At 73.3% G+C, this 12,568-nt stretch carries 9 protein-coding genes; 5 read left to right on the top strand and 4 right to left on the bottom strand.

The genetic code is table 11. From position 1 onward, the window contains the following. The first annotated feature begins 20 nt into the window (after positions 1-20). A complete protein-coding gene (locus tag AC060L_RS30305) occupies positions 21-401 on the top strand; it encodes an ArsR/SmtB family transcription factor (RefSeq protein WP_483802153.1) in 381 nt (126 codons plus the stop codon). Positions 402-443: 42 nt separating this feature from the next. Continuing rightward, on the top strand, positions 444-839 hold the full coding sequence (locus AC060L_RS30310) for an SSI family serine proteinase inhibitor (RefSeq protein WP_483802154.1): 396 nt from the start codon (positions 444-446) through the stop codon (positions 837-839). 132 nt (positions 840-971) lie between these two features. On the opposite strand, the gene AC060L_RS30315 is transcribed toward AC060L_RS30310, so the two are convergent. Then, a complete protein-coding gene (locus tag AC060L_RS30315; RefSeq protein WP_483802155.1) occupies positions 972-1,385 on the bottom strand; it encodes an SRPBCC family protein in 414 nt (137 codons plus the stop codon). A 463-nt stretch (positions 1,386-1,848) separates the two neighbouring features. Here AC060L_RS30315 and AC060L_RS30320 point away from each other — a divergent pair, with 463 nt between their 5' ends. After that, positions 1,849-5,727, top strand: coding sequence for a Pls/PosA family non-ribosomal peptide synthetase (locus AC060L_RS30320; RefSeq protein ID WP_483802156.1), 3,879 nt, complete (start codon positions 1,849-1,851; stop codon positions 5,725-5,727). 4 nt (positions 5,728-5,731) lie between these two features. Continuing rightward, on the top strand, positions 5,732-7,105 hold the full coding sequence (locus tag AC060L_RS30325; protein WP_483802157.1) for a M1 family metallopeptidase: 1,374 nt from the start codon (positions 5,732-5,734) through the stop codon (positions 7,103-7,105). Between the two features lie 39 nt (positions 7,106-7,144). On the opposite strand, the gene AC060L_RS30330 is transcribed toward AC060L_RS30325, so the two are convergent. The 3 genes from AC060L_RS30330 to AC060L_RS30340 form a co-directional block, all read right to left on the bottom strand. Then, complete coding sequence (locus AC060L_RS30330) at positions 7,145-8,005, bottom strand: hypothetical protein (RefSeq protein ID WP_483802158.1); 861 nt, start codon at positions 8,003-8,005, stop codon at positions 7,145-7,147. A gap of 32 nt (positions 8,006-8,037) precedes the next feature. Next, entirely contained in the window at positions 8,038-9,921 is a 1,884-nt protein-coding gene (locus tag AC060L_RS30335; RefSeq protein WP_483802159.1) for a protein kinase domain-containing protein, read from the bottom strand. A gap of 205 nt (positions 9,922-10,126) precedes the next feature. Further along, on the bottom strand, positions 10,127-10,999 hold the full coding sequence (locus AC060L_RS30340; RefSeq protein WP_483802160.1) for an LLM class F420-dependent oxidoreductase: 873 nt from the start codon (positions 10,997-10,999) through the stop codon (positions 10,127-10,129). Positions 11,000-11,219: 220 nt separating this feature from the next. Here AC060L_RS30340 and AC060L_RS30345 point away from each other — a divergent pair, with 220 nt between their 5' ends. After that, positions 11,220-12,464 carry an esterase/lipase family protein gene (locus AC060L_RS30345; protein WP_483802161.1) on the top strand — a complete coding sequence of 415 codons (1,245 nt, stop codon included), beginning with the start codon at positions 11,220-11,222 and terminating at the stop codon, positions 12,462-12,464. Positions 12,465-12,568 lie beyond the last annotated feature (104 nt).

A 12,568-nucleotide genomic window follows, 5' to 3' on the forward strand; every position in this document is an offset into this window, starting at 1 on the left:
GGGGCTCATACAATGGGCGGGTGACTAGTGACCGGGTGACCGATGAGACGCTGCTCCCCGAACCGGCGGCCGGGCAGATCCGGCTGGCCGAGCTGCTGCATGCGCTCGCCGATCCGCTGCGGCTGAGCATCGTGCGGGCGCTGGCCGCAGGTCACCAGGAGATGTCCTGCATCGCGTTCTCACTGCCGGTCAGCAAGTCGACCAGCACGCACCACTTCCGGGTGCTGCGCGAGGCCGGGGTCATCCGCCAGCACCGGCGCGGCACTTCGCGGATGAGCACGCTGCGCACCGCCGACCTGGCCGAACTCTTCCCCGGCCTGCTGGACGCGGTGCTGGCCGGCGCGCTCGCCGAAGAGGCCCGCAACCCGGACGAGTTGGCCGACGCGCCCACGATGGGGTGACGGCTTGGGCGTGGTGCAGCAGGCGGTGGTACCTCTGTGCGGGTGATCTCCCTGCGCATCCGCGCGGCCCTCGCGGCCGTCGCTCTCGCCTTCCTGACCGTGCCCACCCCGGCACAGGCCGCCCCCGCCGGGGCACCCAGCTACCTGCTGCTGACGATTCGCGACGACACCAGTGGTAACGAGCGAAGCGTCCAACTGTTCTGCGATCCGGCCGGCGGCAGCCATCCGATGCCCCAAGCCGCCTGCGACGCGATCGAGCCCACCGGCGGCGACCTCGACCTGCTGACCGGGACGCCGGGTGTGCTCTGCAACGAGCTCTACCTACCGGTCACGGCCTTCGCCGACGGCACCTGGCAGGGGCAGGACCTGCACTGGACGCACAGCTTCGCCAATCCGTGCGGCCTGCACACCAAGACCGACCCGGTGTTCCGCTTCTGAGGACGCCCGAATTCCGAGCACCCCCGGACCACCACCCGCACGAACCACCCCCGCACGGGCCTGGCCGGCTCCCCCGGCCAGGCCCACCCCTTTCACGCCCCCGCCCCTCCTGCGCCCGCCCCTCTCCTGCGCCTACCCCTCGACGGCGACCGCCGCAGCCGTCACCGCGGCGAGCCGGTCCAGACAGTCCCGCCAGCCGCGCTCGTGCTCCGCGGCCTCGTCGAGGTCGGCGATCCCGCGATGGGTCAGCGTGAGCAGGGTCGCCGCACCGTCCGCCGTCAGCTCCACCGAGAGCGCACTGACAGCATCCTCGCCCGCCCACTGCCAGCCGAGCTCCAGCAGCCGCTCCCGCCGCACCTCGCGCACCGGTCCGCCGACCGCCAGCCCGTCGCCGGCGATCTCGAAACGGCCGGCACCGATCCGCACCACCGGCGCCAGCCGCGGGGGCCAGAACCAGGCCGCCAGCCGCTCCGGCTCGGTGATCTCGCGCCAGAGCTCCGCCGGGGAGACCGGGAAGTCCTGACTGACACGGACGGTGACGGACATGCGCGCTCCCTGCGTCGACGGCCTCTGCCCCATCACTACCACCTGCCACCGACGGCGGACAGGCCCCGGCGCCCTGACCCGGAGCAACCCACACCCACACCCGCGCCCACACGCCCGGACGGCGGCAGCCGCCGTGCACCCTGCGCGACACACCGGTAGCGTTGTGCTCTGAGTCACATTCCGAAATCCGATCTGACGGACCGTCAATTTGTCTGACGGTTCATCAGTTCTCGTCCCTGGCAATGGACATATGAGCTGACGATCCGTCAGTTATGCGAAGATCTTGGCCAGTTGGCCGTCTTTCCGCAGCTGAAGGCACTCTTGGTTCGGCCCGCCACCGGGCTACCATCGATCGGGTTGTTGTGCTCCGTTCCCGGAACCCACGGCCCGGCCAGGCGGAAAATCCGCAGGTCAGTCCCGGTCCGGCCGGAGCCCCAGGTGGGGGAAGAGGGACGAGGACCGCATGGCAGTCATGGAACAGATCAGCGCACCGGGCGACGAGCGAGAGCCGGTCGCCCAGGTCGCGCCTGCGCCGGCACTGTTCGGAGCCCGATCCGCCCCGGCCCCGCGCACCCTGGTGGACGTGCTGGCCGCCAGCGCCCAGGCGCACCCGAACGAGCCCGCGCTCGACGACGGACAGCAGGTGCTCAGCTACCGCGCGCTGACCGCCGAGGTCGAGGCGCAGCGCCGCAAGCTGGCCGCCGCCGGCGTCGGCCTCGGCGACCGGGTCGGCGTCCGGGTCCCGTCCGGCGGCAATGACCTCTACGTGGCGATCCTCGCCGTGCTGGCCGCCGGCGCCGCCTACGTGCCGGTGGACTTCGAGGACCCGCAGGAGCGCGCCGACCTGGTCTTCGGCGAGGCCGAGGTGACCGCCGTGATCGGCGCCGGGCGCGAGCTGACCGTGCTGCGCGAGGGCAGCGGCCCGGCCGCGCGGCCGACCCCGGAGCACGACGCCTGGATCATCTTCACCTCCGGCTCCACCGGCAAGCCCAAGGGCGTCGCCGTCACGCACCGCAACGCCGCCGCCTTCGTGGACGCCGAGGCCGCGATGTTCCTCCAGGAGGAGCCGATCGGCCCGGGCGACCGGGTGATGGCCGGGCTCTCGGTCGCGTTCGACGCGTCCTGCGAGGAGATGTGGCTGGCCTGGCGCTACGGCGCGTGCCTGGTCCCGGTGCCGCGCTCGCAGGTGCGCAGCGGCGCCGACCTCGGCCCGTGGCTGGCCGAGCAGGAGATCACCGTGGTCTCCACGGTTCCCACGCTGGCCGCGCTCTGGCCGGCCGAGGCGCTCGGCGACGTCCGGCTGCTGATCTTCGGCGGCGAGGCCTGCCCGCCCGAGCTGGTCGAGCGCCTGGTCACCGAGGGCCGCGAGGTCTGGAACACGTACGGCCCGACCGAGGCGACCGTGGTCGCCTGCGGCGCGCTGCTGACCGGCGAGGGACCGGTGCGGATCGGGCTGCCGCTCGACGGCTGGGAGCTCGCCGTCGTCGACGAGGCCGGCCGCCCGGTCGCGATGGGCGAGAGCGGTCAGCTGGTGATCGGCGGCGTCGGCCTGGCCCGCTACCTGGACCCGGTGAAGGACGCCGAGAAGTACGCACCGCTGGAGTCGCTCGGCTGGGACCGCGCCTACCGCAGCGGCGACCTGGTCCGGGCCGAGCCCGAGGGCCTGGTCTTCCTCGGCCGGGCCGACGAGCAGATCAAGCTCGGCGGGCGCCGGATCGAGCTGGGCGAGGTGGACGCGGCGCTGCAGGCGCTGCCCGGCGTGCAGGGCGCGGCGGCGGCGGTGCGGACCGCGCGCGGCGGCAACCAGCTGCTGGTGGGCTACCTGGTCGTGCAGGAGGACTGGGACCGCGAGGCGTCCGTCGAGCGGCTGCGCGCCGAGCTGCCGGCCGCGCTGGTCCCGCTGCTCGCGCCCGTCGAGGAGCTGCCCACCCGCACCTCCGGCAAGGTCGACCGCAATGCGCTGCCCTGGCCGCTGGACCTGCCGGACTCCGGTCCGACCGAGCAGCTGTACGGCACCGAGGCCTGGCTGGCGGAGCAGTGGAGCGAGATCCTCGGCGTGCCGGTGGGCAGCGCGCAGGCCGACTTCTTCGCGATCGGCGGCGGCAGCCTGGCCGCCGCCCGGCTGACCACGCTGCTGCGCACCCGCTACCCGTCCGCCGCCGTGCTGGACATCTACCAGCAGCCGGTGCTGCGCAAGCTGGCCCGGCACCTGGAGCGCTCGGCGCAGGGCGACGGCGCGTCCCGGACGATCGCGGTCACCCCGACCCGGGCCAAGCTGCTGCAGCTGCTGATGCTGCTCCCGCTCTTCACGCTGACCGGCCTGCGCTGGACCACCGCGCTGCTCGCCTTCGGCAACGTGCTGCACCTGTTCGGCGCCTTCCCCTGGGCACCGACGGCCTCCTGGTGGCTGGTCGCGGCCGGCGGCCTGCTCTTCTTCAGTCCGGTCGGGCGGGTCGCGATCGGGGCCGGCGGCGCCCGGCTGCTGCTGCGCGGTGTGCAGCCTGGCAGCTACCCGCGCGGCGGCTCGGTGCACCTGCGGCTGTGGGCGGCCGAGCGGCTCGCCGAGGCGAGCGGCGCGACCGCGCTCTCCGGCTCCTGGCTGGTCCGGTACGGGAACGCGCTCGGCTGCCGGATCGCGGAGGACGTGGACCTGCACGCGCTGCCGCCGGTCACCGGCCTGCTGCGGCTCGGCAAGGGCTGCGCGATCGAGGCCGAGGTGGACCTGTCCGGCTACTGGCTGGACGGCGACCTGCTGGAGATCGGCCAGGTCAGGGTCGGCTCGGGCGCCGTGGTCGGCACCCGCAGCACGCTGTTCCCCGGTGCCCGGGTCGGCAAGCGGGCCGAGATCCTGCCGGGCTCCTCGGTCACCGGCCAGGTGCCGACCGGGCAGCGCTGGGGCGGCTCGCCGGCCGCCAAGCTGGGCCGGGCCGAGCGCGGCTGGCCCAAGCAGCGCCCGCCGCGCGTCGCGCACTGGGCGGCCGTCTACGGCGCGAGCGGCTTCGGGCTGACGCTGCTGCCGGTGCTGGCGGCCGCGCCCGCGCTGCTGATCGCCACGCAGTTCATCTCACCGGACTCCGGGCTCGGCTCGGCGCTGAGCGGAGCACTGCTCTCGGTTGTGCCTGCCGCTCTCGCTTTCGGCTTGACCTACGCCGCGCTGCTGGTGCTGGCGGTCCGGATGCTCAGCCTGGGCCTGACCACCGGCTACCACCCGCTGCACAGCCGGATCGGCTGGCAGGCCTGGGCGGTCAGCCAGCTGATGGACCTGGCCCGCGAGACGCTCTTCCCGCTCTATGCCGGCCTGATCACGCCGGTCTGGCTGCGCCTGCTCGGCATGAAGGTCGGCAAGCGCGCCGAGGTCTCGACCGTGCTCGCGCTGCCCAGCATGACCACCGTCGGCGACGGCGCCTTCCTCGCCGACGACACCCTGATCGCCCCGTACGAGCTGGGCGGCGGCTGGCTGCGGATCGGCAAGGCCGAGATCGGTGACCGGGCGTTCCTCGGCAACTCCGGGATGACCGCGCCCGGGCGCGCCGTGCCGGACCGGGGCCTGGTCGGCGTGCTCTCGGCGACGCCGAAGAAGGCCAAGAAGGGCAGCTCCTACCTGGGCCTGCCCCCGGTCAAGCTGCCGCGCTCCGCCGAGACCGGCGACCAGAGCCTGACCTACGACCCGCCGGCCCGGCTGTTCTGGGCCCGCGGCGTGGTCGAGCTGGCCCGGCTGCTGCCGGTCTTCTGCTCGGCGGCGCTGGCCGTGCTGACCGTCGGCGCGCTCTGCGCGCTCGGCCCGGTGTGGCTGATCGCGCTGCTCTCCGGTGTGGTGCTACTCGCGGCCGGTGGGCTGGCCTGCGCGGTGTCGCTGGCCGCGAAGTGGCTGCTGGTCGGCCGGTTCCGGGCCGTCGAGCACCCGCTGTGGAGCTCGTTCGTCTGGCGCAACGAGCTGGCGGACACGTTCACCGAGGTGCTGGCCGTGCCGTGGCTGATCGGCGCGGTGCCGGGCAGCCCGGTGATGGTGCTGTGGCTGCGCGCGCTCGGCGCGAAGATCGGGCGCGGCGTCTGGTGCGAGAGCTACTGGCTGCCCGAGGCCGACCTGGTCACCCTCGGCGACGGGGTCAGCATCAACCGCGGCTGCGTCCTGCAGACCCACCTCTTCCACGACCGGATCATGCGCATGGATACTGTGATCCTCCGCGAGGGCGCCACCCTCGGCCCGGGCGGGATCGTGCTGCCCGGCAGCACCATCGGGGCCCGCAGCACGCTCGGACCGGCCTCCCTGGTGATGCGTGCCGAATCGGTGCCCGCGGACACGCGCTGGCTGGGCAACCCGATCGAAGCCTGGCAGGCGTAGCAGCATGACCGTTACGGCAGCACAGGGAGCGGACTCAGTCGTGGGCAGCAAGGATCCGTACTTTCCCGACCACGGCGACCCCCGCTACCGGGTGCACCGCTACGAGCTGACCCTGGACTACCGCCCCGGCCCGAACCGGCTGGCCGGCACCGCCCGGCTCAGCGCGCTGGCCGGGCCGGAGCAGCTGCGCGAGTTCGCTCTGGACCTGGCCGACTTCCGGATCGGCCGGGTGCTGGTCGATGGCCGCGCCGCGCACTACACGCACCGCGGCGGCAAGCTGCGGGTCAAGCCGGCCAAGCCGCTCGCCGCGGGCGCCGCGTTCACCACCGAGGTGCACTACAGCGGCAACCCGCGCCCGGTCCGCACCCAGTGGGGCGGCCTGGGCTGGGAGGAGCTGACCGACGGCGCGCTGGTGGCCAGCCAGCCCGTCGGCGCGCCGTCCTGGTACCCGTGCAACGACCGGCCGGCCGACAAGGCCTCCTACCTCGTCTCGATCACCACGCCGACGCCGTACCAGGTGGTGACCGGCGGGCGGCTGCTCACCCGGGCCACCCGGGCGAGCAGCACGACCTGGGTCTTCGAGCAGTCCGCGCCGACCTCCAGCTACCTGGTCGGGATAGCGATCGCGCCGCTGGAGAAGGTGCTGCTGGTGGACGGCGAGCCGGGCGCGGTGCCGCAGACCGGGTACGTGCCGGCCGCGCTGGTGCCCCGGTTCGCCGCCGACTTCGGCCGCCAGCCGCAGATGATGCGCCTCTTCGAGGAGCTCTTCGGCCCGTACCCGTTCGGCGAGTACGCCGTGGTGGTGGCCGAGGAGGAGCTGGACGTCCCGGTCGAGGCGCAGGGGATGGCGGTCTTCGGCACGAACCACGTGGACGGCGCCCGCGGCTCCGAGCGGCTGGTCGCGCACGAGCTGGCGCACCAGTGGTTCGGCAACAGCGTGACCATCGCGGACTGGCGGCACATCTGGCTGAACGAGGGCCTGGCCAAGTACGCGGAGTGGCTCTGGGCCGAGCGCTCCGGCGGGCGCGGCGCGCAGGCGCACGCGGCCGACGCGTACCGGATGCTCGCCGGGCTGCCGCAGGACCTGCGGCTGGCCGATCCGGGCAGGAAGCTGATGTTCGACGACCGGCTGTACGAGCGCGGCGGGCTGACCGTGCACGCGGTGCGCTGCGCGCTGGGCGAGCAGGCGTTCCACCGGATGCTGCGCGAGTGGGCACCGGGCCGGCGCGACGGCGTGGCGACGACGGCGGACTTCATGGTGCACGCGCAGCGGTACGCCGGGCAGCAGTCGCTGGTGGAGCTGTTCGACGCCTGGCTGTACCAGGTGGCGCTGCCCGAGCTGCCGGTGCTGCCGGTGTCGGCGGGCCTGGGGAGGTAGTGCGGCCGGGCCGCGCCACCCTCCCAGGCCCGGGAGAAGTCACGGGCAGTCGTAGCTGAAGGACGCCGAGGCGGAGCGGGCGCTCGGGGTGAGCACCTTCGGGGTGAGCACCTGGAGCGTGGCGGTGGCCGCCATCGTCCCGTGGCCCTCGAAGGTCCAGCGGAGCACCACAGTGGTCTCGCGGCTGCCCTTCAGCACCGGCTGGCTGAGGTCGCCGGAGACGGTGCCGTCGCTGCGCAGCCAGCGGTAGGTGACCGTGCCCGCGCGGCCGTCCGTCTCCAGCGTGCCGACCACCGCCTGGGTGCCGCCGCAGGCCGGGCCGGCCGGGTCGGTGTGCACGGAGATCGCGGTGACCGAGAGCGGTGGCGAGTAGCGCTGCCAGGCCAGGTAGCCGAGGACGGCGAGTAGCGCGGCGAGGGCGAGCAGCAGGGCGAGCGGGCGGCGCCGGCGCTGCCGCGCGGGCGGCGTGCCGTGCCAGAGCTCGGCGACGCGCTCGGGGGTGGCGACCGGCGCCGCCGGGACGCCGGGGCCGAAGCGGCGCAGGCCGTGGGGGTACGACGCGAGGTCGGAGCTGCCCTCGGGCGGGGCGATACGCGTGGCAGCGGTGCCGGCGGCGCCGAGTTCGACGGTCGCGGCCGGGGTGCTCCACGCCTCGTCGGCGAGCAGCGTGGCGCTGTCCGTCTCGTCCGTCGCGTCCGTCCCGGTGGGGGTGGGCTCGGCGAAGCGCACGGTGACCGCCTCGGCATCGACCGCGTCTCCGAGCCGGACGGTGCGGAGCCCCGCCGCCGCCGGTGCGGCGAGGCGGACGGTGGCCGTGGCCGCGGCCGCCTCGGGGAGACGGACCGTCATCTCCTCGCCCGGGGCGCTGTCCGGTTCCACGGGTTCGTGTGGTGCTGTCATTGCTCTGTTCCTGGTTCCTGGGGCCTGAATGCTCAGCGAGGCGGGTTGCAGAGGTAGGCGGGGACCTGTTGGTAGCTGTTCTGGCCCCGGGCGGCCGCCGGGTCCGTCGCCACCCGCAGGCCCCACTCCGGCGCAGTGTCGTAGTAGCCGAAGTTGTGCGGGAAGCTGTGCCGCACCACGGTCTGGCCCTTCGGGAGCGTGATCCGCTCGGTGGCGACGACCTGCGCGCCCGTACCGGCGTCCACCCAGCTGAGCACCAGGACTCCGTCCGCCGCGCCGTTCGTGCGGACCGTGACCGTCCCGGCGGTGCTGGACATGCCGGCGCAGCCGTACGAGTCGATCGACACCGTGAGAACCCGCAGCACCGGCGCCGGCGTACTGGGTGCCGTGCTGGACGGGGTGCTCGACGGTACGGCGGTCGGCGGGCTGGAGGACGGGACCGCCGACGGAGTGGGCGGGACGGTTGCGGAAGGCGTCGCCGACGGGCCGGGGGTGACGGGCGCGGCGGTGGGCGGTGGCAGTGCGGGGGCGGAGGTGGTGGCCGGTGCGGGGGCGGAGGTGGGTGAGGTCGAGAAAGGGGACGAGGGGGAGGAAGTGAGAGAGAGGGAGGGGGAAGGCGAGGGCGAAGCGGAGCGGGACGACAAGAGCGAGGACGAGGGCGAGGGCGTCACCGGAGCGGAGGCGGGTGCCGACGGGGTCGAGGCCGTGGCAGCCGCCGCGACCAGTGGAGCGGCTGGTCCCCCGGTGCTGTCCGGGCCGAGCGAGGTGGTCAGTGCCGGCGCCGGCGCCGTGACCGCGTTCGTCGTCGAGGCGCTCGCGCCCTCCGCCAAGGCGAGCCGGGCCGTTCCGCCGGCCAGCAGCGCGACGCCGACCGCCCCGGCGAGCAGCCGGGTCCGCCGGCCGAGCCGTCGGGCCGTGCCCGCGGTGCCCGCGCTGTCCGTCGCATCCACGGCGTCCACGGCGTCGGCCGCGCCGAGTCGCGTCGTCGCCAGCGCCGTACCGCCCGCGCCCGCGCCGCCTGCGGACGGCAGCAGCAGCGGCAGCAGCGCGACCAACGCGGCGAGCGCCCGGCGGCCGCGCCGCTCCCAGTCCTCGCCGTACCCGGCGGCCGCGACCAGCTCCAGCTGCTCGACGAGCGCGGCCGCACTGGCCGGGCGCTCGTCCGGCGTCTTGGCCAGGCCGGCCCGGATCAGCGGCCGGACGGGTTCCGGCGCGAGGCCGTCGGGGATCGGGCTCTCGGTGTGCTGGACGGCCAGTTCGGCGAGCGTGGTGCCGCTGTACGGCTTCGCGCCGGTGAGGCACTCGAAGAACGTCGCGGTGGCCGCGTACACGTCGGCGCTCGGCGAGGCCGGCTCGCCCGCCCACTGCTCGGGCGCCATGTAGACCGGGGTGCCGGCGATCTCCGGGGTCTCGCCGCTGCGGGCGGCGATGCCGAAGTCCACCAGCTTCGACGAGCCGTCGGCCGCGACCAGCACGTTCTCCGGCTTGTAGTCGCGGTGCACGACACCCGCCGCATGGGCCGCCGCCAGCCCGAGCAGCGAGCCCTTGAGCACGACCAGCGCCGCCTCCGGCGTGGTCGCGCCCTCCTGGCGGAGCAGCGCGCGCAGCGCGAGGCCGTCCACCAGCTCCATCACGATGGCCGCGCCGTGCGCGCTCTCGACGTACTCGTACAGCGCGGCCACGTGCGGAGAGCTGAGGCCGCCGAGCAGCACGGCCTCGGAGCGCAGTGCGCTGGTGTCACCGACCGCCGCGCCGAGGTACTTGATCGCGACCCGGGTGCCGGTGGCGTCGTGCCGCGCGAGCAGCACCCGCCCGCTCGCGCCCGCGCCCAGCTCGCGCTCGTGGGTGTAGCCGGGCAGCGTCCACGGTCGGCGGTCGGCGGGGTCCGCCGCACTGCCGTCGGTCAGGCCGTTCATCGTTCGTCTCTCCGGTCGTGCTGGTCGGCGCCGGGGCAGGTGCGCCGGGTCTGTCGGGGCCGCGAAATGACGCGGCGTAGCCAGCGACGTGCACCGTACGGCCCCGGGTTCCCGCTCGACGATGATCGGAGATCACGATTCGGCAGCTTCGTATGCGGCCTCATTTCCCTTCGTGTGCTGCCTGGTTGGCCTGTTCCGGGGCTCGCTAGCCGATCGTGGCCAGGCGCGGCAGCAGCCGCTCGGCGAGCAGCTCGGCGAAGGTGACCGGGTGGCGGTCCGGGACCACCTGGATCTCGGTGACGCCGAGCTTGGCGTAGCCGTCCGCGTCGGCGAGGAATCCGTCCAGGTCCTCCAGCACCGGGCGGCGGGAGGCGACCACGGTCTTCTCGATGGCGTCGTAGTCGCGCCCCTCGGCCGCGCAGTGCGCACGCAGCACGTCGAGCTTGTGGGTGACCTCGTCCACGCCGGTGCCGAACAGGTTGCAGGCGTCCGCGTACTTGGCGACCAGCCGCAGCGTCTTCTTCTCGCCGCCGCCGCCGATCATGATCGGCGGGCGCGGGCGGGTCAGCGGCGCCGGCACGCAGAGCGTCTCGGCCAGCTGGTAGTGCTCACCCTGGTACGGCCCGTTGTTCTCGCTCCACATCTGCAGGCAGATCTGCAGCGTCTCCTCCAGCCGCTCGAAGCGCTCCGCCACCGGCACCACCGGCACGCCGAGGCCGCGCTGCTCGCGCTCGTACCAGGACGCACCGATGCCGAGCCGGGCCCGGCCGCCGGAGAGCACGTCGAGGGTGCTGACGATCTTCGCCAGTAGTCCCGGGTGCCGGTACATCACACCGGTGACCAGCAGCCCCAGCGTCATCCGCTCGGTCAGCGCCGCGAGATACCCGAGCGTGGTGTAGCCCTCCAGCATCGGCTCCTCGGCCGGGGCCATCTGCTCCATCTGGAAGTAGTGGTCCATCACGGTGAACGAGGAGACCCCCGACTCCTCGGCGATCCGGGCGGTCTGCGCCAGCGTCGGCGCGATCAGGGCGGGGTCGGCGGGAGTGGAGTAGTTCCAGTAGTGCAGGCCGAGCTTCATGTCCAACCTCCGGAGAGAGCGGGATGGGTGGCGTGGGTGGGGTCGGGTCCAAACGCCCAATGTGTCATATCACCCGAACGAGTGATGGCTTATCTGATCGACCGTCAACTCTCCTATGAGCTGAGCATGATGAAGCCACCACCGCAATTCTCCCCCGCACGGCAGCCTGCCCGGCTCGACCGGGCCACAGTGTCGTGCGCAGATCCCTGAGGAGTAGCTGATGTCCGCACAGCAGGACGGCCAGGCGGAGCAGCTCGACGGCAAGAACATCGCCGCGGATCCACTGAGCACCGCGCCGATCATCACCGTCCCGGTCCACCAGCGGGACACGGAGTGGGAGTTGCCGAACGGCTTCGCCTGGATCTACTACGGCGAGGGAAGCACCGGCATCGAGCGGCCGGTCATCATGGCCGACGGCTTCAACCTGGGCCGGAGCGACCTGCAGTGGCTCGCCCAGGGCCTGGAGACCGGTATCTCCACCGACTCCGAGCTGCCCTACAAGTTCCTGAGCGCGCTGCGGCAGCAGGGCCGCACGGTGATCCTGATCGGCTTCAACGAGCGGACGGCGAAGATCCAGGACAACGCCCAGGCCGTGGTCGCCGCCATCATGCGCACGAGGGACGAACAGCTGGACGACGCGCGCCTCGCGGTCGGCGGCTTCAGCATGGGCGGCCTGGTCACGCGTTACGCACTGCTCAAGCTGGAGCGGCAGCGAGTGGACCACAAGACCGCGGTGTACTTCTCCTACGACACCCCGCACCGCGGCGCCGTCATCCCGATCGGCCTGCAGGCCTTCGCGCACTTCATCCCGACCGCCAACGACTTCGCCAAGCAGATGAACAGCGACGCCGCGCGGCAGCTGCTCTGGCGCCACTACGACAGCGCCACCGACACCGTCCGGGTGGACCCGCTGCGCACCGCCTTCCTCAAGGAGCTGGACGACCTGGGCGGCTGGCCGGCGATCCCGTTCAAGATCGCGGTCGCGAACGGCAGCGGCGACGGCACCGGCGTCGACGTGCCGCCCGGTGACGTCGCACTGAAGAGCACCGGGCAGATCGCGTTCCCCGGCACCACCTTCTTCACCCAGGCCGCCGGCAACGACGTCACGGTCGCCGAACTGCGCCGCCTGATCCCGTTCAAGACCAAGACCGTCAAGACCACCGCTCTGCCGGAGCTGGACGGCGCGCCCGGCGGCACGCTCGACTCGTACAAGATCGTCGCCAACGCGCTCACGGAGAAGGGCGGCAAGGTCGAGCTGAACCACCCGACGGTCTGCTTCGTGCCCACCGTCAGCGCGGTCGCGATCCGGGACATCGACCGGCAGGAGGACCTCTACGCGAAGGTCGACGCCATCGACTCCGGCGAGAGCGAGCTGGACGAGTTCCGCTGCTCGTCCGGCACCACCGGGCACACCATCATCACCGAGGAGCTGTGCAGCTGGCTCATCGCGCGCCTGCCGTCCTGAGTTCCGACGGCAGTTGACTGCCACCGCCACACCGCGCCCGCCCGGACCACGTCCGGGCGGGCACCATCCGTTCTCGGCAGCCGCCTGGTTTGGCGACCGCCGAT

The sequence above is a fragment of the Kitasatospora sp. NEAU-69 genome, from assembly GCF_057158765.1.

Bases quoted from the DNA above. Each gene is read 5' to 3' on its own strand.
- AC060L_RS30340 (WP_483802160.1), bottom strand. From the start codon at position 10,999: ATGAAGCTCGGCCTGCACTACTGGAACTACTCCACTCCCGCCGACCCC.
- AC060L_RS30325 (WP_483802157.1), top strand. From the start codon at position 5,732: ATGACCGTTACGGCAGCACAGGGAGCGGACTCAGTCGTGGGCAGCAAG.
- AC060L_RS30330 (WP_483802158.1), bottom strand. From the start codon at position 8,005: ATGACAGCACCACACGAACCCGTGGAACCGGACAGCGCCCCGGGCGAG.
- AC060L_RS30335 (WP_483802159.1), bottom strand. From the start codon at position 9,921: ATGAACGGCCTGACCGACGGCAGTGCGGCGGACCCCGCCGACCGCCGA.
- AC060L_RS30315 (WP_483802155.1), bottom strand. From the start codon at position 1,385: ATGTCCGTCACCGTCCGTGTCAGTCAGGACTTCCCGGTCTCCCCGGCG.
- AC060L_RS30320 (WP_483802156.1), top strand. From the start codon at position 1,849: ATGGCAGTCATGGAACAGATCAGCGCACCGGGCGACGAGCGAGAGCCG.
- AC060L_RS30345 (WP_483802161.1), top strand. From the start codon at position 11,220: ATGTCCGCACAGCAGGACGGCCAGGCGGAGCAGCTCGACGGCAAGAAC.